This window comes from Streptomyces sp. T39, assembly GCF_008042045.1.
Lineage (GTDB): Bacteria > Actinomycetota > Actinomycetes > Streptomycetales > Streptomycetaceae > Streptomyces.
In genome coordinates, this window is the sequence record NZ_RDBP01000037.1 from 690,850 (window position 1) to 713,537 (window position 22,688).

Genomic DNA, 22,688 nt, shown 5'->3' on the forward strand with positions numbered 1-22,688 from the left:
GGCGGGACGCACCGCGGGGGCGACGCCGGACCGGCGTCGCCCCCGCGGTGCGTCCACGTCCTGATCCAGGGGTCAGTCCTCGGACGACCCGTCCGTCTCCCCCGGGCCGCCGCCGTCGCCGCCCCCCGCCGGTCCGGTGTCCCGGCCCGGGGCCGTGCCGCCGTCCGGGTCCGCGCCGCCGTCCGCGGCTCTGTCCGTGTCCCCGTCCGGGCCTCTGTCCGTGCCGGGGGACCGGTCGCCGCCGTGCTCGGTGTCCGCGTCGCGTTCGGTCCGGGGCGGCAGCGGCGGGCGCGTGCGGCCGCCGGCCGTGTCCCGCAGGTACGAGCTGCCCTCGCCGCCGTCGGTCGCGTGGCCGCCGGGGCCCGAGCCGTCGCGCCGGCGCAGGTACCGCTCGAACTCGCGGGCGATCGCCTCGCCCGAGGCCTCGGGCAGCTCCGCGGTGTCCCGCGCCTCCTCCAGGGTCTGCACGTACTCCGCCACCTCGCTGTCCTCGGCGGCCAGTTGGTCCACGCCCAGCTGCCAGGCACGGGCGTCCTCGGGCAGCTCGCCGAGCGGGATGCGCAGGTCGATCAGGTCCTCGAGCCGGTTGAGCAGGGCCAGCGTCGCCTTCGGGTTGGGCGGCTGGGAGACGTAGTGCGGCACCGCGGCCCACAGGCTCACCGCCGGGACGCCGGCGTGGGTGCACGCCTCCTGGAGAATGCCCACGATGCCGGTCGGGCCCTCGTAGCGGGTCTCCTCCAGGTCCATGGTGCGGGCCAGCTCCGGATCCGAGGTGATCCCGCTGACCGGGACCGGCCTGGTGTGCGGGGTGTCGCCGAGCAGGGCGCCCAGGATCACCACCATCTCCACACCCAGCTCATGGGCGAAGCCCAGGATCTCGTTGCAGAACGAACGCCAGCGCATGGAGGGCTCGATGCCCCGCACCAGGACCAGGTCGCGCGGCTTGTCACCGCCGATGCGCACGACGGACAGCCGGGTCGTGGGCCAGGTGATCTTCCGTACGCCGCCGTCCAGCCACACCGTCGGCCGGTTGACCTGGAAGTCGTAGTAGTCCTCGGCGTCGAGTGCCGCGAACACCTCCCCCTTCCATTCCCGGTCGAGGTGTGCGACCGCGGTGGAGGCGGCGTCGCCGGCGTCGTTCCAGCCCTCGAACGCGGCCACCATGACCGGGTCGATCAGCTCGGGTACCCCCTCGAGCTCGATCACCCAGGCCTCCTTCCGAAGTTCTGTCCGTTACGGCCACAACCTTACGGCGTCACGGGTGCCCCGCCGCAGCCCCCTTGCACAGCCGGGTGAACTTCGCGGGATGTGTCAACCCCCGGGGCCCGGAAGCCCTCCGCCTCCCGTGGCGGGCGGGCCGCGGCCGCCCCTACAGCGTGGACCGCAGCCACTGCTCCACGCTCGCCACGTGCACCGTCGCCCAGGCCCGGGCCGCTTCGGCGTCCCGGTCGCGCAGGGCGGCGAGGATCGCCCGGTGCTCCCGGAGGGTGCGGCCCACCGCGTCCTCCTGGGTCAGACCGCGCCAGACACGCGCCCGGGTCGTCGGCCCCGACAGGCCGTCGAGGAGGGAGCACAGCACCGAGTTGCCGGCCGCCGACACGATGCCCCGGTGGAACTCCAGATCCGCCGCGACGAGCTCCTCGAGGGAGGGCTCGGGGCCGAGCGCGTCCAACTGGGCCGACAGCGCGTCCAGTTCCTCCTCGCCTATCCGCGTCGCGGCCATCGCCGTGGCCGAGGGCTCCAGGATGCGGCGCACGACGAGGAACTCCAGCACCGTGTCGTCGCGGTGGAAGTCCACCACGAAGCTCAGCGCCTCCAGCAGCAGCTGCGGATCGAGGCTCGTCACATAGGTGCCGTCGCCCTGGCGGACGTCGAGGATGCGGATGAGGGCCAGCGCGCGCACGGCCTCGCGCAGCGAGTTCCGGGAGAGACCGAGCTCCGCCGCGAGTTCGCTCTCCTTGGGCAGCCGGTCGCCGGGGCGCAGCGTGCCCGAGACGATCATTGACTTGATCTTCTCGATGGCCTCGTCGGTGACAGCCACGGGGCGACCTCCAGACATCCGATGTATCGCCCCATTATGAGGTCCACAGCGCGGTCGGGGCCTCCTTCCGCACGACCGGGACGACCTCCTCGGCGAAGCGCCGCAGCATGTCGATCTGCTCGGCCCGCTCCAGGCCGAAGCCGTCCACGGTGACCGACTGCAGATCGTGTCCGTACACCTCGTGCCAGCCGAGGATCTTGTCGATGATCTCCTGGGGGCCGCCGATGAGCTGCGGGCCCCCGGCGACGGCGTCCTCGATGGTGCGGAACGGGGTGTTGTACCCGGCCCGTCCCTCCAGCTCGGGCCGGAAGGTCTGCGCCACCTTCGCCTCGTACAGCTCCTTGTGACGGGAGATCGCCTCCCGCGCCGACCCCGCGATCAGCAGCCCGCCCGAGCCCGCGGCGACATGGGCGCGGGCCGGGTCGTGCCCGTACGCGGCGAAGCGTTCCCGGTAGTGGCCGATCAGCCGGGCGTACGCCTCGCGGGGCTGGATCGCGTTCGCGGTGAAGAGCGGATCGCCGTGCTTCGCCGCGAGCTCGGTGGAGTTGAGGCTCGTGGCGGAGCCGTGCCAGACCCGCGGCGGGCCGGCGTAGGGGCGTGGCACCGTGGTCACCTTCCGCAACGGTGGCCGGAACTCGCCCTCCCAGTCCACCTCCTCCTCGCTCCACAGGCGCCGCAGCAGCTCGTACTTCTCCCGCTGGAGATCCCACTGGCGTGACTCGTCGAGCCCGAAGAGATCGAAGTGCCCGGCCTCCGCGCCCTTGCCGACGACGAGTTCGACGCGGCCGCGGGAGATCTGGTCGAGGGTGGCGTAGTCCTCCGCGACCCGCACCGGATCGAGGATCGCCACGACCGTGACGCCGGTCAGCAGCCGGATGCGGCGGGTACGGGCGGCCAGCGCGCCGAGGACGGCGGTCGGACTGGACGACAGGAACGCCCCGGCGTGCCGCTCGCCGACGGCGAGGGCGTCGTAGCCGAGGCGCTCCGCCTCCTCGCCGACGGCGAGGACGTCCTCGAACCGGTCGGCGGCGGAGGGGAGTTCCCCGGTGAGGGGGTGCGGGGCATGACCGATGAGGGAGAGCACCTGGAACTTCATGCCTCAACTGTCGCCACCGTGTGTTGCGGCACTGTGGCGTCCGTGTGGCAGCACCCCGGGAGCGGCGACGGCCCGCGGATCCGCCGGGGGCGGCGGATCCGCGGGCACGGCTCAGCGGTCGCCCAGCATGTCCTCGACCCGGCCGCGCACGGTGTCCGTGGCGAGGCCCCGGATCGTCAGCGTCGTCCGGCGGCGCAGCACGTCGTCCGCCGTCTGCGCCCACTCGTGGTCCCGCGCGTACGCCACCTGCGCCCAGATCTCGGGCGCGTCCGGGTGCACGCGCTCGGCGAGCGCCGGGTCCTCGGCCGCCAGCCTGGCTATGTCGAACGCCAGCGAGCCGTAGTGGGTCGCGAGGTGGCGGGCGGTGTCCGCCGCCATCCGGGGGCCGGGGGTGCCGCCGTCGACGAGGAGCCGGTGCGCGACCGCGTTCGGGTTCGCGATCCCGGGCAGCGGGAGCTTCCTCGGCAGCCGCGCGATGGGCTCCATGTCCTCCGCGAGCGGCCGGCCCGGCAGCGCCGCCAGCTTGTTCATCACCGTGCGGCCGATGTGGCGGAAGGTCGTCCACTTTCCGCCGGCGACCGACAGCATGCCGCCCCTGCCCTCGGTGACGACCGTCTCCCGCTTGGCCTTGGAGGTGTCGCCGGGCCCGCCCGGCAGCACCCGCAGACCCGCGAAGGAGTACGTGATCAGATCCCGCGACAGCTGCTGGTCCCGGATGGAGAACGCCGCCTCGTCCAGGATCTGCGCGGTGTCCTTCTCGGTCACCGCCACCTCCGCCGGGTCGCCCTCGAACTCCTCGTCCGTGGTGCCCAGGAGCAGCATGTCCTCCCAGGGGAGGGCGAAGGTGATCCGGTACTTGTCGATCGGGGTCGCCAGCGCCGCCTTCCACGGCGAGGTGCGCTTGAGGACCAGGTGCGCGCCCTTGGAGAGCCGGATCGAGGGAGCGGCGCCCGCGTCCTCCATCCGGCGCAGGTGGTCGACCCAGGGACCGGTCGCGTTGAGCACCAGCCGCGCGTCGACACCGAACTCGGTGCCGTCCGTGCGGTCCTTCAGCTCCGCGCCGGTGACCCGGCCCCGGGTGAAGCGCAGCCCCGTGACCTCGGCGTGGTTGAGCACGGTGGCGCCCGACTCGACGGCCGCGCGGACGGTCATGAGCGCCATCCGGGCGTCGTTCATCTGGTCGTCGCCGTACACCGCGACGGCCTTGAGATTGTCCGTGCGCAGCTCCGGCACGTCGGCCGCCGCCTTCGCCGGGCTCAGCAGATGGCCGACGCCGTCGCCGAACGCGGAGAGCGCGGAGTAGGCGAAGACGCCCGCGCCGAGCTTCGCGGCGCCGTGCGGCCCGCCCTTGTAGACGGGCAGGTAGAAGGTGAGCGGGTTCGCCAGGTGGGGGGCCACCTGGCGGGAGACCGCCCGCCGCTCGAAGTGGTTCTCCGCGACCAGCTTCACCGCGCCGGTCTGCAGGTAGCGCAGACCGCCGTGGAGGAGCTTGGAGGAGGCGGAGGACGTGGCGCCGGCGAAGTCGCCGGCGTCCACCAGGGCCACCCGCAGCCCGGACTGCGCCGCATGCCAGGCGGTGGAGATGCCCAGGATGCCGCCGCCGATCACCAGGAGGTCGTACGTCGCCGTGGAGAGCTGCTCCCGGGTCTCGGCGCGGCTCGCGGCCTTGAAGGAGGACACCGCGCCGGAGGCCGGGTGCGTCCCGGAGGGGACGCTCTGCAGGGTGGTCATTGTTGCTGCTCCTCGTCAGTTTTCCTCGTCGAGCCAGCCCATGGTCCGCTCCACGGCCTTGAGCCAGCTCTTGTACTCGCGCTCGCGCCGGTCGGCCTCCATGCGGGGAGTCCACTCGGCGGCCCTGCGCCAGTTGGCGCGCAGCGCGTCGGTGTCGGGCCAGAAGCCGACGGCCAGGCCGGCGGCGTAGGCGGCGCCGAGGCAGGTGGTCTCGGCGACCATGGGGCGCACCACGGGGGCGTCCAGGAAGTCCGAGAGCGTCTGCATCAGCAGGTTGTTGGAGGTCATTCCGCCGTCGACCTTGAGCGCGGTCAGCTCGACGCCGGAGTCCTTGGTCATGGCGTCGGTGATCTCGCGGGTCTGCCAGGCGGTGGCCTCCAGCACGGCGCGCGCGATGTGCGCCTTGGTCACGTACCGGGTCAGTCCGGCGATCACACCGCGGGCGTCGGAACGCCAGTACGGGGCGAACAGGCCGGAGAAGGCCGGCACGAAGTACGCGCCGCCGTTGTCCTCCACGGACAGCGCCAGGGTCTCGATCTCCGCGGCGGAGTTGATCAGCCCCATCTGGTCGCGCATCCACTGCACCAGCGATCCGGTGACCGCGATGGAGCCCTCCAGGGCGTAGACCGCCTTCTGGTCGCCGATGCGGTATCCGACGGTGGTCAGCAGCCCGTTGTACGAATTGACCGGCGTGTCACCGGTGTTCATCAGCATGAAGGTGCCGGTGCCGTAGGTGGACTTGGCCTCGCCCTTGGCGAAACAGGTCTGCCCGAAGAGGGCCGCCTGCTGGTCGCCGAGCGCGGAGGCGACCGGGACGCCGTCGAGCGCACCGCCCTTGGCGAGGCCGTACACCTCGGCGGACGACCGGATCTCGGGCAGGATCTGGGCCGGCACCTGCATGGACTGGAGGATCTTGTCGTCCCACTCCATGGTGTGCAGGTTCATCAGCATGGTGCGCGAGGCGTTGGTGACGTCGGTGACGTGCACCCCGCCGTCGGTGCCGCCGGTCAGGTTCCAGATGACCCAGGAGTCCATGGTGCCGAAGAGGATGTCGCCGCGCTCCGCCCGCTCGCGCAGGCCCTCGACGTTGTCCAGCAGCCAGCGGGCCTTCGGGCCGGCGAAGTAGGAGGCCAGGGGCAGCCCGGTCTCGCGGCGGAAGCGGTCCTGGCCGACGTTGCGCCCGAGCTCCTTGCAGAGGGCGTCGGTGCGGGTGTCCTGCCAGACGATGGCGTTGTGGACGGGCTCGCCGGTGTTCCTGTCCCACAGCAGCGTGGTCTCGCGCTGGTTGGTGATGCCGATCGCCTTGACGTCGGCGGCGGTGATCCCGGCCTTGCGGATGGCGCCGGCGACGACCTCCTGGACGTTGGTCCAGATCTCGGCGGCGTCGTGCTCGACCCAGCCCGGCTTGGGGAAGATCTGCTCGTGCTCCTTCTGGTCGACCGAGACGATCCGGCCGTCCTTGTCGAAGACGATGCAGCGGCTGGACGTGGTGCCCTGGTCGATGGCCGCGATGAACGGCCCGGCGCCGTGGGAGGACGTGGTGGTGTGTGCGTCGGTCACGGGGTGCTCCTGCTCAGGTCTGAGGATGTACGGCTCGTGCGGCGGTCGTGTCTCAGGCGAACGCGATGGTGTAGATACCCGCGGCGGCGGCCGCACCGATCAGGGGGCCGGCGACGGGGATCCAGGCGTAGCTCCAGTCGGAGCCGCCCTTGTTCGGCAGCGGAAGCAGCGCGTGCACGATGCGGGGGCCGAGGTCGCGGGCCGGGTTGATGGCGTAGCCGGTCGGGCCGCCGAGCGACAGACCGATGGCGACCACCACCAGGGCGGTGATCAGGCCGCCGATCGGGCCGAGGCCCTTGCCGCTGTCGTTGAGCCCCTGGGTGAGCACGGCGAGCACCAGCACCAGGGTGCCGATGATCTCGGTGGCGAGGTTCTGCCAGACGTTGCGGATCTCGGGTCCGGTGGAGAAGACGCCGAGCACGGGGCCGGCGTGGCCGTCGCCCTCCGCGTGGGGGCCCTCGACCGGCTTCTCGGCGGGGTCCCCGACGATCTCGCGATCGGTGAGATGCGCGTGGAACTGTCCGTAGTAGGCGATCCACACGAGGGTGGCGCCGATCATCGCGCCGAGCATCTGTCCGGCGAGGTAGACGGGGACGTCGCCCCAGGTGTTGTCCTTTATCGCGATGCCGAGGGTGACCGCCGGGTTGAGGTGGGCACCGGAGAGCGCGCCGGTCATGTAGACCGCGGTGAGCACCGCGAAGCCCCACCCGAAGGTGATGGCGAGCCAGCCCGCGTTGCGCGCCTTGGAGCTCTTGAGGGTGACGGCGGCACACACGCCGCCACCGAGCAGGATGAGTACGGCGGTGCCGATGGTCTCACCGATGAAGATCTTGTCGCTGTCCACCCGCGACTCCTTTGTCCTACGTCCAGGGGAAGGCGAACCCCGGGTCCCTCCGGAGGTTCGCGCCCATAGATGGGGGCGAATGCCGGCCCTTGGCGTTGTCACACTCTAGCGCGTATTGCCGTTAGCTGTTCGACAATGCCGACCGATGCACGGCAGTTTTGTCCCGGGTGAAGACGGCGTCAAGGGTTGAGCGGTCGAAAGCCGGATCGTTATCCGATGGTGCGTCCGCCTGCACACCTCTGCCCGCGGGGCGGCCCGCGCAACCGTGCGCGGCCGCCCGCGGGCAGGGGTGTGCGGCCGTGTGCCGCCGTCCGGCGGCCGGGGAGGTGCGGCCGCGCGCCGTACTGCGGCAGGGGGGTGTACGGGACGCGCAGGCCCTCGGGCGGGGCGGCGCGCCCGGGTCAGAAGCGGCTGGCGCCCAGGTCCCGGGAGACCGCGCGGGCGCAGTCGCGGACCGCCGCGATCAGCTCGGAGCGCAGCTCGCCGCCGTCGCAGACGCGTTCCACCGCGCCCGTGATGGCCACCGCGCCCACGGGCATGCGGCGGCGGTCGTGGATGGGGGCGGCCACCGAGGCCACGCCCTCCCAGGTCTCCTCGACGTCGGCCGCCCACCCCTTGGCCCGGGTGAGGTCGAGCAGCGACTCGAACGCGTCGAGATCCGTCACCGTGGCCGGGGTGAACGCCTTGCGCTCCACCTCGACGGCCTCCGTGTGCGCCACCGGGTCGTAGGCGGCCAGCACCTTGCCGAGGGCCGTGGAGTGCAGCGGCTGCATCGCGCCCACCTCCAGCACCTGGCGGCTGTCGTCCGGGCGGAAGACGTGGTGCACCACGAGCACCCCGTGCTGGTGCAGCACGCCCAGGTGCACGCTCTCGCCGCTGGAGCGGGCCAGGTCGTCCGTCCACACCAGTGCGCGGGCCCGCAGTTCGTGCACGTCCAGATAGCTGTTGCCGAGCCGGAGGAGCTCGGCCCCCAGCTGGTAGCGACCCGACGCCGGATCCTGCTCGACGAACCCCTCGGCCTGGAGCGTGCGCAGGATGCCGTGGGCGGTCCCCTTGGCGAGGTCCAGCGAGGAGGCGATGTCCGACAGTCCCAGCCGGCGCTCGCCGCCCGCGAGCAGGCGCAGCATGGCGGCGGCCCGCTCCAGTGACTGGATGTTCTTCGCCATCGGATCTGGCCCTTCTCCACTGCGGTTCGACGAGCGGGTGCGACGAGCGGTGCGCGATCGGCGGCACCCTTGGATGGGTGTTCGACAATGCTGAACACTATCGGTCCATGCCGACCTGGTCATCGCAGAGTGAGTATCCCCCGGCCGAGCTACCCACGGAAACCCGGATGGAGTGGTTCCGTCCGCCCCGTGGGACACATCGACGGCGTGGGGCGGTGCACGGCTACTCTGACTGCGTGCGCCTTCCCCCAGCCGGAGGCGCAAAGCCGACAGCCGTCGCACCCCAGGGAGCACATCCATGGCCTCGTTGCCGACCCCTTCCGCTGACAGCCGGACCCGAATCGACGCATTGCGCGAGGCGCTCGCCACCCGGGTGGTGGTGGCCGACGGCGCCATGGGCACGATGCTGCAGGCCCAGGACCCCACCCTCGAGGACTTCGAGAACCTCGAAGGCTGCAACGAGATCCTCAACATCACCCGCCCCGACATCGTCCGCTCCGTCCACGCGGCGTACTTCGACGTCGGCGTCGACATGGTCGAGACCAACACCTTCGGCGCGAACTTCGCGGCCCTGGGGGAGTACGACATCCCCGAGCGGGTCCACGAGCTGTCCGAGGCCGGTGCCCGGATCGCCCGCGAGGTCGCCGACGAGTTCACCGCCTCGACCGGCCGGCAGCGCTGGGTCCTCGGCTCGATGGGTCCCGGCACCAAGCTGCCGACCCTCGGCCACGCCGACTACACGACCCTGCGCGACGCCTACCAGCGGAACGCCGAGGGCATGATCGCCGGCGGCGCCGACGCGCTGATCGTCGAGACCACCCAGGACCTGCTCCAGACCAAGGCCGCCATCCTCGGCGCCCGCCGCGCGCTGGACGCGACCGGCACCACCCTCCCGCTCATCTGTTCGGTCACCGTCGAGACCACCGGCACGATGCTGCTCGGCTCGGAGATCGGCGCGGCCCTGACCGCGCTGGAGCCGCTCGGCATCGACATGATCGGCCTGAACTGCGCCACCGGCCCGGCCGAGATGAGCGAGCACCTGCGCTACCTGGCCCGCCACTCCCGCGTCCCGCTGTCCTGCATGCCGAACGCGGGCCTGCCGGTGCTCGGCAAGAACGGTGCCCACTACCCGCTGACCGCCCCGGAGCTGGCGGACGCCCAGGAGACCTTCGTCCGCGAGTACGGCCTGTCGCTCGTCGGCGGCTGCTGCGGCACCACCCCCGAGCACCTGCGCCAGGTCGTCGAACGCGTCCGGGACCTCACGCCCGCGGCCCGTGAGCCGCGCCCCGAGCCGGGCGCCGCCTCGCTGTACCAGACGGTGCCGTTCCGCCAGGACACCGCGTACATGGCGATCGGCGAGCGGACCAACGCCAACGGTTCCAAGAAGTTCCGCGAAGCCATGCTGGAGGGCCGCTGGGACGACTGCGTCGAGATGGCCCGTGACCAGATCCGCGAGGGCGCGCACATGCTCGACCTCTGCGTGGACTACGTCGGCCGCGACGGCGTCGCCGACATGGCGGAGCTGGCGGGCCGCTTCGCGACCGCCTCCACCCTGCCGATCGTGCTCGACTCGACCGAGGTCGACGTCATCGAGGCCGGCCTGGAGAAGCTCGGCGGCCGCGCGGTCATCAACTCCGTCAACTACGAGGACGGCGACGGCCCCGAGTCCCGGTTCGCCAAGGTCACCCGCCTCGCGCGGGAGCACGGTGCCGCGCTGATCGCCCTGACCATCGACGAGGAGGGCCAGGCCCGCACCGTCGAGAACAAGGTCGCCGTCGCCGAGCGGATCATCGCCGACCTGACCGGCAACTGGGGCATCCACGAGTCGGACATCCTCGTCGACACCCTCACCTTCACCATCTGCACCGGGCAGGAGGAGTCCCGCCGGGACGGCGTCCACACCATCGAGGCGATCCGCGAGCTGAAGCGCCGCCACCCCGACGTGCAGACCACGCTCGGCCTGTCGAACATCTCCTTCGGCCTCAACCCCGCCGCCCGCATCCTGCTGAACTCCGTCTTCCTCGACGAGTGCGTCAAGGCCGGGCTGGACTCGGCCATCGTGCACGCCTCGAAGATCCTGCCGATCGCCCGCTTCGACGAGGAGCAGGTCACCACCGCGCTGGACCTGATCTACGACCGGCGCGCCGAGGGCTACGACCCGCTGCAGAAGCTGATGGCCCTCTTCGAGGGCGCCACGGCCAAGTCGATGAAGGCGGGCAAGGCGGAGGAGCTGCTGGCGCTGCCGCTGGAGGAGCGCCTCAAGCGCCGCATCATCGACGGCGAGAAGAACGGCCTGGAGGCCGACCTCGACGAGGCGCTGCGCGACCGGCCCGCCCTGGACATCGTCAACGACACGCTGCTCGACGGCATGAAGGTGGTCGGCGAGCTCTTCGGCTCCGGCCAGATGCAGCTGCCGTTCGTGCTCCAGTCGGCCGAGGTGATGAAGAACGCGGTCGCCTACCTCGAACCGCACATGGAGAAGTCCGACGCCGAGGGCAAGGGCACCATCGTGCTGGCCACCGTCCGCGGCGACGTCCACGACATCGGCAAGAACCTCGTCGACATCATCCTGTCCAACAACGGCTACAACGTGGTCAACCTGGGCATCAAGCAGCCCGTCTCCGCGATCCTGGAGGCGGCCGACGAGCACCGGGCCGACGTGATCGGCATGTCGGGCCTCCTGGTCAAGTCGACCGTGATCATGAAGGAGAACCTGGAGGAGCTGAACCAGCGCAAGCTGGCCGCCGACTACCCGGTCATCCTCGGCGGTGCCGCCCTCACCCGCGCCTACGTCGAGCAGGACCTCCACGAGATCTACGAGGGCGAGGTCCGCTACGCCCGGGACGCCTTCGAGGGCCTGCGGCTGATGGACGCCCTGATCGCCGTCAAGCGCGGCGTCCCCGGCGCGACCCTGCCCGAGCTCAAGCAGCGCCGGGTGCGCCCCGCCGCCACCGCCGTCGTCGAGGAGCGCCCCGAGGAGGGCGCCGCCCGCTCCGACGTGGCCACCGACAACCCGGTGCCCGCCCCGCCCTTCTGGGGCACCCGCGTCGTCAAGGGCATCCAGCTCAAGGAGTACGCCTCCTGGCTCGACGAGGGCGCCCTCTTCAAGGGCCAGTGGGGCCTCAAGCAGGCCCGGACGGGCGACGGCCCGAGCTACGAGGAGCTCGTGGAGAGCGAGGGGCGCCCGCGCCTGCGCGGCTGGCTCGACCAGCTGCACACGCAGAACATGCTGGAGGCGGCAGTCGTCTACGGCTACTTCCCCTGCGTGTCCAAGGGCGACGACCTCATCCTGCTGGGCGAGGACGGCGCCGAGCGCACCCGCTTCTCCTTCCCGCGCCAGCGCCGCGGCCGCCGGCTGTGCCTCGCGGACTTCTTCCGGCCGGAGGAGTCGGGCGAGACCGACGTGGTCGGGCTGCAGGTCGTCACCGTCGGCTCCCGGATCGGCGAGGCGACCGCCAAGCTCTTCGAGGCCGACTCCTACCGCGACTACCTGGAGCTGCACGGCCTGTCCGTCCAGCTCGCCGAGGCCCTCGCCGAGTACTGGCACGCCCGGGTGCGCTCCGAGCTCGGATTCGGTGGCGAGGACCCGGCGGACGTCGAGGACATGTTCGCGCTGAAGTACCGCGGCGCACGGTTCTCGCTCGGCTACGGGGCGTGCCCGGACCTGGAGGACCGGGCGAAGATCGCCGCCCTGCTGGAGCCCGAGCGGATCGGCGTGCAGCTCTCCGAGGAGTTCCAGCTGCACCCCGAGCAGTCCACCGACGCGATCGTGATCCACCACCCCGAGGCGAAGTATTTCAACGCACGGTGATCCGTGCGGCGTAGACTGGTCGGTCCAGTGCAGGCCGGTCACCTGTCACCGCGGAGAGCCGCGGGAAGGGTGGCCGGCCTTCTCGTCCCTTCCGGAGGTGTGCCTATGACCAGCACGGTCACCGCGTCCCTTGCCCGTTCGGCCGACGGGGCGGCCCTCCAGGCCGTCTTCCTCGACATGGACGGGACTCTCGTCGACACCGAGGGCTTCTGGTGGGACGCCGAGGTGGAGGTCTTCGCCGACCTCGGGCACCGGCTGGACGAGTCCTGGCGTGACGTCGTCGTCGGGGGACCGATGACCCGCAGCGCCGGCTACCTGATCGAGGCCACCGGCGCCGACATCACCCTCGCCGAGCTCAGCGTGCTGCTGAACGACAAGTTCGAGGAGCGCATCGGCCGCGGCGTCCCGCTGATGCCCGGCGCCCAGCGGCTGCTCGCCGAGCTGGCCCGGCACAACGTGCCCACGGCACTCGTCTCCGCCTCCCACCGGCGCATCATCGAGCGGATCCTGGACTCCCTCGGGCGCCACCACTTCCACCTCTCGGTGGCCGGCGACGAGGTGCCGCGCACCAAACCGCACCCCGACCCCTACCTGCTGGCCGCCCGGGGCCTCGGCGCCGACCCGGCGCGCTGCGCGGTCGTCGAGGACACCGCGACCGGGGTGGCGGCCGCCGAGGCGGCGGGCTGCCGGGTCGTGGCGGTGCCGTCCGTGGCGCCGATCCAGCCGGCGGCCGGGCGCATGGTCGTGTCCTCGCTCGAAGAAGTCGACCTGCTTTTCCTGCGCACCCTGATCACCGCCCCGCACTGATACATGTACGGTCCGTGCATCGCGAATACGCCGGGAAACTCAGGGCAGCGGACCATGTAGTTTCCGTCACCATCCGGATTACCGATCGGTAATCGACAAGGTGTTCCGGCGCGTGACCTTCGTCACTGCGTGTGCATCCCGAGAGGCCGCTCGAAGGCCCCCTACCTGCCCTCGACGGCGGACAGGGGGTCGTCGCATGCCCGTTTTGCGGCGGACGCGGATGAATCATCCACCCTCTGAAGGGCCGCGCGCAGGCATTCGTGATCACTCAGCGAATACCCCCCAACTCGGGCCCGTTCACGCTTTCCTGGCCCCTGGGACTAATGTCGTCGCCGGGAACTCCGCCGCCTCACCGAGATGAACCGACGGTCATCACACCCTCGGAAACACAGGACCGATCGCTCTGTACAACCAGCCGATCGCGCCACCCCGACCGGGTGGAAGCGGCGTAGTGACGTGTACACACACCGCTGAATCCCAGAGCCGGTTGGATGAGGGAGAACGTCCAGGATGAACCGTAAGACCTTGGTGCCGCTGGCCATGATCGGCCTGCTCGCGCCCGTGCTCGTCGCCTGCGGCAGCACGGACGGCGGGTCGGGCGGTGGGGACGCCATCGTCGTGGGCACCACGGACCAGTTCGCCGCGAGCGCCGAATCCCCCGCCCCGCTGGACCCGGCCTACGCCTACGACACCGGTGCGTGGAACGTCCTGCGCCAGACCGTCCAGACGCTGATGCACGCCCCCCGCGGCGGCGGCGAGCCCGTCCCGGACGCGGCCGAGTCGTGCTCGTTCACGGACAACGCCAGCGAGAGCTACCGCTGCAAGCTGCGCAGCGGCCTCTCCTTCGCCGACGGCACCCCCGTGACGGCGAACGACGTCAAGTTCTCCCTCCAGCGCGTCCTCGACATCGATGCCGACAACGGCACCGCCGCCCTGCTGGCGAACATCGACACCATCGAGACCAAGGGCGACGACGAGGTGGTCTTCCACCTCTCCACGCCCGACGCCACGTTCCCCTACAAGCTCTCGACGCCCGTCGCCGGCATCGTCAGCCCCAAGAACTACGACGCCAAGAAGCTCCGCGAGGGCTTCGCCGTCGACGGCAGCGGCCCGTACACCATGGAGACCGAGACCGACGGGGACCAGATCACCAAGGTCGTCTTCAGCAGGAACGAGTCCTACAAGGGCGACATCAAGCTCCACAACGACAAGGTCGAGCTGCGCTCCTTCGAGGACGCCGCCGCCATGGGCAAGGCCCTGGAGGCCGGCGACATCGACGTGATGACCCGCGCGATGTCCCCCGAGCAGATCAAGGACCTCTCCGAGAACCCGAAGGAGGGCATCACCCTCACCGAGGTTCCCGGCCTGGAGATCCGCTACCTCGCCTTCGACACCACCGACCCGTCGGTGAAGAACAAGGCCGTCCGCCAGGCCATGGCCGCCGTCGTCGACCGCGGACAGATCGCCGGCCAGGTCTACGGCTCCACGGCCGAACCGCTCTACTCGCTCATCCCGACGAGCATCGCCGCCCACACCAACTCGTTCTACAACAAGTACGGCGAGCCCAGCACCCGGAAGGCGGCGGCCATCCTGGAGGACGCGGGCATCGACACCCCCGTCCGGCTGGAACTGAACTACACCACCGACCACTACGGCGAGGGCACCGCCAAGGAGTTCGAGACCCTCCGCGACCAGCTCAACGCCACCAAGCTCTTCGAGGTGAGCGTCAAGGGCACCGAGTGGTCCGAGTTCCGCCCCGCCCAGAAGCGCGGCGACTACGCCGTCTACGGCCTCGGCTGGTTCCCCGACTTCCCGGACCCGGACAACTACACCGCGCCGTTCCTCGACGAGGGCAACTTCCTCAACTCGCCCTACGTCAGCACCGAGGCGCGCAACCTCATCCCGCAGTCCCGCCGCGAGGCCGACCGCACCGCCGCGTCCCCGGCCTTCAAGAAGATCCAGGACATCGTCGCCGAGGACGTGCCGTTCCTGCCCCTGTGGCAGGGCAAGCAGTACGTCGCCTCCCGCGACGACATCACCGGCATCGAGTGGACCCTCAACGCCAGCTCCGACCTCCAGCTGTGGGAGCTCTCCCGCGGCGGCGGCTCCTGACCCGTGACACCGGCCGCCCCTGACCGGGGCGGCCGAAGGGAAGCACAAGGGCCGGGGGCCCGGCGGCGGCTCACGCCCCGCCGGGCCCCCGGCCCTTCGCCGTGGCCCGGGTCACTGGGCCCCGGGGCGCACCAGACCGCTCTCGTACGCGTACACCGCGGCCTGCACCCGGTCCCGCAGGCCGAGCTTGGTCAGCACATGGCCCACGTGGGTCTTCACCGTGGTCTCGCTCACGAACAGGTCGGCAGCGATCTCCGCGTTGGACAGGCCGCGCGCCACGAGCTTCAGCACCTCGACCTCGCGGTCGGTCAGCGTGTTCAGCGCGTCCGGGACGGGCTCGTCGCCCGACGGGAGATGATCCGCGTACTTGTCGAGCAGCCGCCGCGTCACGCTGGGCGCGAGCATCGCCTCGCCCGCGGCGACCACGCGGATCGCCTGCACCAGCTCGTTGGCGGGCGCGTCCTTCAGCAGGAAGCCGCTCGCACCCGCGCGCAGCGCCTCCACCACGTACTCGTCGAGATCGAACGTCGTCAGCACCAGCACCTTCGCCGGACCGTCGCGGCCGGGACCGGTGATCTGCCGCGTCGCCTCGACGCCGTCCATCCGCGGCATCCGGATGTCCATCAGCACCACATCGGGCTGCAGGGCACGCACCTGATCGAGGGCCTGGAGGCCGTCCCCGGCCTCGCCGACCACCGCGATGTCCTGCTCCGCCTCGAGGATCATGCGGAAACCGGTACGCAGCAGTGGCTGGTCGTCGACCAGTAGGACGCGGATCGCCACGGGCACTCCTTCGCTAGACCGGGCCCATTCTGCCCTGCCCATCCTCCCCGGACGCCGCCGGGGAAACGATCAGCGGATAAACCGGGGGAGTGCCGCCGAATTCGGGACAGACCGCCTGGTGGTCGCACCAGCCGCACAGCTTCGTCGGCCGCGGCCGCCAGTCGCCCGTCCTCGTCGCCTCCCGGATCGCCTCCCACAGCGCCAGCAGCTTGCGCTCCGTGCGCTCCAGATCCGCCTGCTGCGGGTCGTACGTCAGCACGTCACCGCTGCCCAGGTACACCAGCTGGAGGCGGCGCGGCAGGACCTTCTTCAGCCGCCAGATCACCAGCGCGTAGAACTTCATCTGGAAGAGCGCGCCCTCGCTGTACTCGGGGCGCGGCGCCTTGCCCGTCTTGTAGTCCACGATGCGGACCTCGCCCGTGGGCGCGATGTCCACCCGGTCGATCACCCCGCGCAGCCGCAGCCCGGACGGCAGCTCCGTCTCGACGAACATCTCGCGCTCCGCCGGCTCCAGCCGGGTCGGGTCCTCCAGCGAGAACCACCGCTCCACCAGCTGCTCGGCCTCGCCCATCCAGCGCGCCAGCCGCTCCTCGCCGCCGTCCTCGCCGAACAGCCCGCCGAGCTCCGGGCGCGCCTCCAGGAGCCTGTCCCACTGGCCAGGGATCATCGCCTTCGCCCGCGGCACCGTCCGCTCGGCGGCCGGATCGTCGAAGAGCCGCTCGAGGACGGCGTGCACCAGCGTGCCCCGCGTCGCCGCCTCGCTCGGCTTCTCGGGCAGTCTGTCGATCACACGGAAGCGGTACAGCAGGGGACACTGCATGAAGTCGCCGGCCCGGGAGGGCGACAGCGACGTGGGCTCCGCGGCCACGGCGGAGGACCCGTCCGCGGGCGGCTGACTCGTACTCATGACTCAGACCCTACGGCCCGGCACCGACAGCGATCGGCATACCATCGACGGCAGACCCCGCACACGGGCGGGCCGGCGAGCGGCACCGGCCAACGGCCCGGCGACGAAAGGACCCCGTGAAAGAGGACGACACCAGCGGTGAGCGCGACCGGTCGGGCTCCGGCGCGGGAGCGACCGGCTCCGGCACCCCCGCCGCAAAGCGCCGTTCCGGGCCGGGCGGCGGCCTCCTCATGGGCCGTCCCTTCGGCGTGCCCGTCTACGTCGCCCCCAGCTGGTTCGTCGTCGCGGCCCTGATCACCTGGGTCTTCGGCGGCCAGCTCGACCGGGTCCTGCCCGAGCTGGGCGGCGCCCGCTACCTGGTCTCCCTCTTCTTCGCCGTGGCCTTCTACGCCTCCGTCCTCGTCCACGAGCTGGCCCACACCGTCGCCGCCCTGCGCTTCAAGCTGCCGGTCCGGCGCATCCAGCTCCAGTTCTTCGGCGGGGTCTCCGAGATCGAGAAGGAGACCGAGACGCCCGGCCGCGAGTTCGTCCTCGCCTTCGTCGGGCCGCTGCTCTCGCTCGTCCTCGCCGGCGTCTTCTACCTCGCGCTGACGGCCGTCGACCCCGGCACGGTCCCCGGCGTGCTGCTCGCCGGACTGATGATCTCCAACCTCATCGTCGCGGCCTTCAACCTCCTGCCCGGCCTGCCGCTCGACGGCGGCCGGATGCTCCGCGCCGTCGTCTGGAAGATCAGCGGCAAGCCCATGACGGGCACCATCGCCGCCGCCTGGGTCGGCCGCGCGCTCGCCGTCGCCGTCCTCATCGGCCTGCCGCTGCTCACCCACACCGGCGCCCTCGGCAACGCCACCGAGGACATCGGCGGCATGGAGACCGTCACCGACGCCCTGCTCGCCGCGATCCTCGCCGCCATCATCTGGACCGGCGCGGGCAACAGCCTGCGCATGGCCCGGCTGCGTGAGCACCTGCCGGAACTCGCCGCCCGCGCCCTCACCCGCCGCGCGGTGCCCGTGGAATCCACCACCCCCCTCTCCGAGGCGCTGCGGCGCGCCAACGAGGCCGGGGCCCGCGCCCTCGTCGTCGTCGACGGCCAGGGCGAACCGACCGGCATCGTCCGGGAGGCCGCCATCGTCGGCGTCCCCGAGCACCGCCGCCCCTGGGTCGCCGTCAGCGGCCTCGCCCAGGACCTCACCGACGGCATGAAGGTCCCCGCCGAACTGGCCGGCGAAGCCCTGCTCGACCGGCTGCGGGCGGCCCCCGCCACGGAGTACCTGGTCGTCGAGGAGACCGGCGAGATCTACGGCGTCCTGTCGACCGCCGACGTCGAACGCGCCTTCGTCGCCGCCATGGCCCGCCCCGGCAGCACACCCCCCGCCTGACGGCCGCCCCGCGCCCGGCGGCGCACCCGCCCCGCACGGGCGGCCCGTACGCGGCCGCCGGTGCCCCGCCCGTGGTCGGGGGGCCACCGTCAGGCCGGTAGGCTGGTCACATGTCCGAACCGACCGGTGCCGCCCGCCGTCGCGGGCCCTTCAAGGTCGGGGACCAGGTCCAGCTCACCGACCCCAAGGGACGCCACTACACGTTCACGCTCGAAGCCGGGAAGAACTTCCACACCCACAAGGGTTCCTTCCCGCACGACGAGCTGATCGGCGCTCCCGAGGGCAGTGTTGTCCGTACCACGGGAAACGTCGCCTACCTCGCGCTGCGCCCCCTGCTCCCCGACTACGTCCTGTCCATGCCCCGCGGTGCCGCCGTGGTCTACCCCAAGGACGCGGGGCAGATCCTCGCCTTCGCCGACATCTTCCCCGGCGCGCGCGTCGTGGAGGCCGGTGTCGGCTCCGGCTCCCTGAGCAGCTTCCTGCTGCGCGCCATCGGCGACCACGGCATGCTGCACTCCTACGAGCGCCGCGAGGACTTCGCCGAGATCGCGCAGGCCAACGTGGAACGCTACTTCGGCGGCCCCCACCCGGCCTGGCAGCTCACCGTCGGCGACCTTCAGGACAACCTGAGCGACACCGACGTCGACCGCGTGATCCTCGACATGCTCGCGCCCTGGGAGTGCCTTGAGGCCGTCTCCAAGGCCCTGGTCCCCGGCGGCATCCTGTGCTGCTACGTGGCCACCACCACCCAGCTCGCCCGGACCGTGGAGTCCATCCGCGAGATCGGCTGCTTCGCCGAGCCGCAGCCCTGGGAGTCGATGATCCGCAACTGGCACGTCGAAGGACTGGCCGTGCGCCCGGACCACCGGATGATCGGGCACACCGGATTCCTGGTGACCGCCCGCCGTCTCGCCGACGGCGTGGAGCCCCCCATGCGCCGCCGCCGCCCCGCCAAGGGCGCCTACGGCGAGGACTACGAGGGCCCCAACAAGGGCTGAGCGCCCCCGCAACACGACCGCGCCGCCGCCCAGTTCCCCCGCGACCGGGGGAACTGGGCGGCGGCGCCCTTCTCTTGCTCCGGGGCGGGGCGCATCGTCACCGGGATGTCACCCACCCCCCTGTTCCCTGAGCGTGTGACGTGTGGCACGATGCTGGCCACCCCCGCCCCGGAGCAAGAGAAGGGCGCCGCCGCCCGGCGGCGCGGTCGTGTTGCGGGGGCGCTCAGCCCTTGGTCGTGTTGCGGGGGCGCTCAGCCCTTGTTGGGGCCCTCGTAGTCCTCGCCGTAGGCGCCCTTGGCGCGTAGACGCCGTGTGGCGGGGTGCCCGAGCCGGCGTCGCAGCGGGCCGCCGCGACGGTTTCCGCGCCGCCGTCTCCGTCGAGGTCGCCGGTGGCCTCGGCGGTGACCACGTACTCCAGGCCGCCGCACTCCAGGGGCAGGTCCACGGCCGCCGGATTCCTCCAGCCCGACGCCGCCACCGCGACCCAGAGCGGCACCGCCTCACGGGCCACGCCCGCCGCACCCGCACCCGCTCCCGCGGCGGCCGCCCCCGACCCCGCGGCCGTGGACCTGCCCCTGGAGTGCGGCGGCCTGGAGTACGTGGTCACCGCCGAGGCCACCGGCGACCTCGACGGAGACGGCGGCGCGGAAACCGTCGCGGCGGCCCGCTGCGACGCCGGCTCGGGCACCCCGCCACACGGCGTCTACGTCCTCGCCAACGGGCGCGACGGCACGCCCCGGCTGGTCGCGACCCTCGTGGAACCCTCGGAGAAGTTCAGCGCCGGCGCGCTCGCCGTGCGTGACCGCACGGTCACCGCCACGCTGCTCGGCTACTCGTCCCCGGACGTGCCCGGCTGCTGCCCGGACATCCGGGAGCAGGTCAAGTGGCAGTGGCGCGGGGGCGCGTTCGTCCGCTCCGACGACACCGCCGCGCTGGGTGTCTGAGGCGTCACCCGGCGTCGGGGCCGTAGACCTCGACCCTGTCCGAGACGCGGCGTACGTGGATGCAGTCGCCGGGGCACTCCTTGGCGGAGTCCACCACGTCCGTGAGCAGCGGCAGCGGCACCGGCGCGGTGGCGCCCGGCTCCTGGAGCAGCTCGTCGTCCGCGGACTTCACGTAGGCGAGACCGTCGATGTCGAGCTCGAAGACCTCGGGCGCGTACTGCGCGCAGATACCGTCGCCGGTGCACAGGTCCTGGTCGATCCAGACCTCGAGCGCCTCGCCGGCACCCTCGGTGGGAACCTCGTGCTGCACGGTCATATCTCCTGCCGTTTCCTTCGTCGGCGCAGCTGAACGAAGCAAGTCGTGCCAGCCCTGACGGGTGTTGAACGCTTCGACGATACAACCGACCGCTTTCCGATGTTGCCGGGTGGGTATCCAGTGGGTATTCCCTGGGCACGAGGGAGAGCGCAAGGGTGAAGATCGGACACACCCCTTCCGTCTTTGTGATCTAGGGGTTTCAATCACCACCCACACAGGTAGGGTCAGGAAGCGTCCAGCTCCCCTTGGAGGAGGTGAGGACCGTGGCAGCCCACGACGACGACATCAACCGCGGCATCCGGCCGGGGCGAGGGTCTGAAGACCCCGCCGGCCAGGTTGCCTATCTCGAGCAGGAAATCGCCGTCCTGCGCCGCAAGCTCGCCGACTCTCCGCGTCATACGAGGATTCTCGAGGAGCGGATCGTCGAGCTTCAGACGAACCTGGCCGGCGTGTCCGCGCAGAACGAGCGGCTCGCGAACACACTCCGTGAGGCCCGCGACCAGATCGTGGCACTCAAGGAAGAGGTCGACCGCCTCGCACAGCCCCCCGCGGGCTTCGGCGTCTTCCTCCAGGCCAACGAGGACGGCACCTGCGACATCTTCACCGGGGGCCGCAAGCTCCGGGTGAACGTCAGCCCCAGCGTCGAGCCCGAAGAGCTCCGGCGCGGCCAGGAAGTCATGCTCAACGAAGCGCTCAACGTGGTCGAGGCCATGGAGTACGAGCGCGCCGGGGACATCGTCACCCTCAAGGAGATCCTGGAGGACGGCGAGCGCGCCCTGGTCATCGGGCACACCGACGAGGAGCGGGTGGTGCGGCTCGCCGAGCCGCTGCTGGACATCACCATCCGTCCCGGCGACGCCCTGCTGCTCGAACCGCGCTCGGGATACGTCTACGAGGTCATCCCGAAGAGCGAGGTCGAGGAACTGGTCCTCGAAGAGGTCCCGGACGTCGACTACGACAAGATCGGCGGCCTCGGCGGCCAGATCGAGATGATCCGCGACGCGGTCGAGCTCCCGTACCTCCACCCCGACCTCTTCAAGGAGCACGAACTGCGGCCGCCGAAGGGCATCCTGCTCTACGGCCCGCCCGGCTGCGGCAAGACGCTCATCGCCAAGGCCGTCGCCAACTCCCTTGCCAAGAAGGTCGCCGAGGTCACCGGGCGCCCCCAGGGGAAGAGCTACTTCCTCAACATCAAGGGACCCGAGCTCCTCAACAAGTACGTCGGCGAGACGGAGCGGCACATCCGCCTCGTCTTCCAGCGGGCCCGTGAGAAGGCCAGCGAGGGCACACCCGTCATCGTCTTCTTCGACGAGATGGAGTCCCTCTTCCGCACCCGCGGCTCCGGTGTCAGCTCCGACGTGGAGAACACCATCGTTCCCCAGCTCCTCGCCGAGATCGACGGCGTCGAGGGCCTGGAGAACGTGATCGTGATCGGCGCCTCCAACCGCGAGGACATGATCGACCCGGCGATCCTGCGGCCCGGCCGGCTCGACGTCAAGATCAAGATCGAGCGTCCGGACGCGGAGGCCGCGAAGGACATCTTCGCCAAGTACCTGACCCCGTCCCTGCCGCTGCACGCCGACGACCTCGGCGAGCACAGCGGCTCCAAGGACGCGGCGGCCCACGCCATGATCCAGTCGGTCGTGGAACAGATGTACGCCGAATCCGAGGAGAACCGCTTCCTCGAGGTCACGTACGCCAACGGCGACAAGGAAGTCCTCTACTTCAAGGACTTCAACTCCGGCGCGATGATCCAGAACATCGTCGACCGGGCCAAGAAGATGGCCATCAAGGCATTCCTCGACCACAACCAGAAGGGCCTCAGGGTCTCCCACCTCCTCCAGGCTTGCGTGGACGAGTTCAAGGAGAACGAGGACCTGCCCAACACCACCAACCCGGACGACTGGGCCCGCATCTCCGGAAAGAAGGGCGAGCGGATCGTGTTCATCCGCACGCTCGTCACCGGAAAGCAAGGCGCGGACACCGGCCGGTCCATCGACACGGTGGCCAACACCGGTCAGTACCTGTAAAGAGGCACACCGGCTGCGGATGCCCGTCCACTGCCACGGCAGAAGGACATGCTGCATCCGCAGCCGGTTGCTTTCCGGACAGGTACGGCCACAGCACAGCAATGACGCAATCGATCTCCCCACCCGAGCAGCGGCGCAATAGGCTCTCCGGTATCGCCGAGTCGCG

The 22,688-nt window shown here is 71.1% G+C and carries 17 protein-coding genes; 7 read left to right on the plus strand and 10 right to left on the minus strand.

Annotated elements, in window-relative coordinates:
- Positions 1-72 precede the first annotated feature (72 nt).
- The 7 genes from EAO77_RS25620 to EAO77_RS25650 all read right to left on the minus strand — a co-directional run bounded on the left by EAO77_RS25620 (position 73) and on the right by EAO77_RS25650 (position 8,438).
- Complete coding sequence (locus tag EAO77_RS25620) at positions 73-1,206, minus strand: PAC2 family protein (protein WP_147990628.1); 1,134 nt, start codon at positions 1,204-1,206, stop codon at positions 73-75.
- 163 nt (positions 1,207-1,369) lie between these two features.
- On the minus strand, positions 1,370-2,041 hold the full coding sequence (locus EAO77_RS25625; RefSeq protein ID WP_147990629.1) for a FadR/GntR family transcriptional regulator: 672 nt from the start codon (positions 2,039-2,041) through the stop codon (positions 1,370-1,372).
- A gap of 34 nt (positions 2,042-2,075) precedes the next feature.
- The gene (locus EAO77_RS25630) at positions 2,076-3,137 is read right to left on the minus strand and encodes an LLM class flavin-dependent oxidoreductase (protein ID WP_147990630.1); all 1,062 of its coding nucleotides are present in this window, start codon (positions 3,135-3,137) and stop codon (positions 2,076-2,078) included.
- A gap of 111 nt (positions 3,138-3,248) precedes the next feature.
- Complete coding sequence (locus EAO77_RS25635) at positions 3,249-4,868, minus strand: glycerol-3-phosphate dehydrogenase/oxidase (RefSeq protein ID WP_147990631.1); 1,620 nt, start codon at positions 4,866-4,868, stop codon at positions 3,249-3,251.
- 15 nt (positions 4,869-4,883) lie between these two features.
- Positions 4,884-6,428, minus strand: a complete 1,545-nt coding sequence (gene glpK, locus EAO77_RS25640) for a glycerol kinase GlpK (protein WP_147990632.1) — start codon at positions 6,426-6,428, stop codon at positions 4,884-4,886.
- A 52-nt stretch (positions 6,429-6,480) separates the two neighbouring features.
- Complete coding sequence (locus tag EAO77_RS25645; protein WP_147990633.1) at positions 6,481-7,272, minus strand: MIP/aquaporin family protein; 792 nt, start codon at positions 7,270-7,272, stop codon at positions 6,481-6,483.
- A gap of 401 nt (positions 7,273-7,673) precedes the next feature.
- A complete protein-coding gene (locus tag EAO77_RS25650) occupies positions 7,674-8,438 on the minus strand; it encodes an IclR family transcriptional regulator (RefSeq protein ID WP_147990634.1) in 765 nt (254 codons plus the stop codon).
- 298 nt (positions 8,439-8,736) lie between these two features.
- On the opposite strand from EAO77_RS25650, the gene metH reads away from it, so the two are divergent.
- The 3 genes from metH (at position 8,737) to EAO77_RS25665 (ending at position 15,168) form a co-directional block, all read left to right on the plus strand.
- Positions 8,737-12,249: a methionine synthase gene (gene metH / locus EAO77_RS25655; protein WP_147990635.1), complete on the plus strand. Its 3,513-nt coding sequence runs from the start codon at positions 8,737-8,739 to the stop codon at positions 12,247-12,249.
- Positions 12,250-12,354: 105 nt separating this feature from the next.
- Entirely contained in the window at positions 12,355-13,056 is a 702-nt protein-coding gene (locus tag EAO77_RS25660; RefSeq protein WP_147990636.1) for an HAD family hydrolase, read from the plus strand.
- A gap of 510 nt (positions 13,057-13,566) precedes the next feature.
- A complete protein-coding gene (locus EAO77_RS25665) occupies positions 13,567-15,168 on the plus strand; it encodes an ABC transporter substrate-binding protein (protein ID WP_147990637.1) in 1,602 nt (533 codons plus the stop codon).
- Positions 15,169-15,279: 111 nt separating this feature from the next.
- On the opposite strand, the gene EAO77_RS25670 is transcribed toward EAO77_RS25665, so the two are convergent.
- Together EAO77_RS25670 and EAO77_RS25675 are read right to left on the minus strand one after the other, a co-directional pair.
- The gene (locus EAO77_RS25670; RefSeq protein WP_147990638.1) at positions 15,280-15,951 is read right to left on the minus strand and encodes a response regulator; all 672 of its coding nucleotides are present in this window, start codon (positions 15,949-15,951) and stop codon (positions 15,280-15,282) included.
- Between the two features lie 13 nt (positions 15,952-15,964).
- Positions 15,965-16,858, minus strand: a complete 894-nt coding sequence (locus tag EAO77_RS25675; protein WP_147990639.1) for a RecB family exonuclease — start codon at positions 16,856-16,858, stop codon at positions 15,965-15,967.
- 116 nt (positions 16,859-16,974) lie between these two features.
- On the opposite strand from EAO77_RS25675, the gene EAO77_RS25680 reads away from it, so the two are divergent.
- The 3 genes from EAO77_RS25680 to EAO77_RS25695 all read left to right on the plus strand — a co-directional run bounded on the left by EAO77_RS25680 (position 16,975) and on the right by EAO77_RS25695 (position 20,176).
- Positions 16,975-18,234 (plus strand): site-2 protease family protein, encoded by a 1,260-nt coding sequence (locus EAO77_RS25680; RefSeq protein ID WP_147990640.1) that lies wholly within the window; start codon positions 16,975-16,977, stop codon positions 18,232-18,234.
- A 110-nt stretch (positions 18,235-18,344) separates the two neighbouring features.
- Entirely contained in the window at positions 18,345-19,232 is an 888-nt protein-coding gene (locus EAO77_RS25685) for a tRNA (adenine-N1)-methyltransferase (RefSeq protein ID WP_147990641.1), read from the plus strand.
- Positions 19,233-19,633: 401 nt separating this feature from the next.
- On the plus strand, positions 19,634-20,176 hold the full coding sequence (locus EAO77_RS25695) for a hypothetical protein (protein WP_261994140.1): 543 nt from the start codon (positions 19,634-19,636) through the stop codon (positions 20,174-20,176).
- Positions 20,177-20,180: 4 nt separating this feature from the next.
- On the opposite strand, the gene EAO77_RS25700 is transcribed toward EAO77_RS25695, so the two are convergent.
- Complete coding sequence (locus EAO77_RS25700) at positions 20,181-20,492, minus strand: ferredoxin (protein WP_147990644.1); 312 nt, start codon at positions 20,490-20,492, stop codon at positions 20,181-20,183.
- A 263-nt stretch (positions 20,493-20,755) separates the two neighbouring features.
- Between EAO77_RS25700 and arc the strand changes: the two genes are divergently transcribed.
- Complete coding sequence (gene arc, locus EAO77_RS25705; protein ID WP_147990645.1) at positions 20,756-22,522, plus strand: proteasome ATPase; 1,767 nt, start codon at positions 20,756-20,758, stop codon at positions 22,520-22,522.
- The last annotated feature ends 166 nt before the right edge of the window (positions 22,523-22,688 follow it).

What these genes read in the sequence shown, in the direction of transcription:
- EAO77_RS25630 (WP_147990630.1), bottom strand. Translation starts at nt 3,137, where the DNA reads ATGAAGTTCCAGGTGCTCTCCCTCATCGGTCATGCCCCGCACCCCCTC.
- EAO77_RS25635 (WP_147990631.1), bottom strand. Translation starts at nt 4,868, where the DNA reads ATGACCACCCTGCAGAGCGTCCCCTCCGGGACGCACCCGGCCTCCGGC.
- EAO77_RS25650 (WP_147990634.1), bottom strand. Translation starts at nt 8,438, where the DNA reads ATGGCGAAGAACATCCAGTCACTGGAGCGGGCCGCCGCCATGCTGCGC.
- metH (WP_147990635.1), top strand. Translation starts at nt 8,737, where the DNA reads ATGGCCTCGTTGCCGACCCCTTCCGCTGACAGCCGGACCCGAATCGAC.
- EAO77_RS25660 (WP_147990636.1), top strand. Translation starts at nt 12,355, where the DNA reads ATGACCAGCACGGTCACCGCGTCCCTTGCCCGTTCGGCCGACGGGGCG.
- EAO77_RS25665 (WP_147990637.1), top strand. Translation starts at nt 13,567, where the DNA reads ATGAACCGTAAGACCTTGGTGCCGCTGGCCATGATCGGCCTGCTCGCG.
- EAO77_RS25675 (WP_147990639.1), bottom strand. Translation starts at nt 16,858, where the DNA reads ATGAGTACGAGTCAGCCGCCCGCGGACGGGTCCTCCGCCGTGGCCGCG.
- EAO77_RS25685 (WP_147990641.1), top strand. Translation starts at nt 18,345, where the DNA reads ATGTCCGAACCGACCGGTGCCGCCCGCCGTCGCGGGCCCTTCAAGGTC.
- EAO77_RS25700 (WP_147990644.1), bottom strand. Translation starts at nt 20,492, where the DNA reads ATGACCGTGCAGCACGAGGTTCCCACCGAGGGTGCCGGCGAGGCGCTC.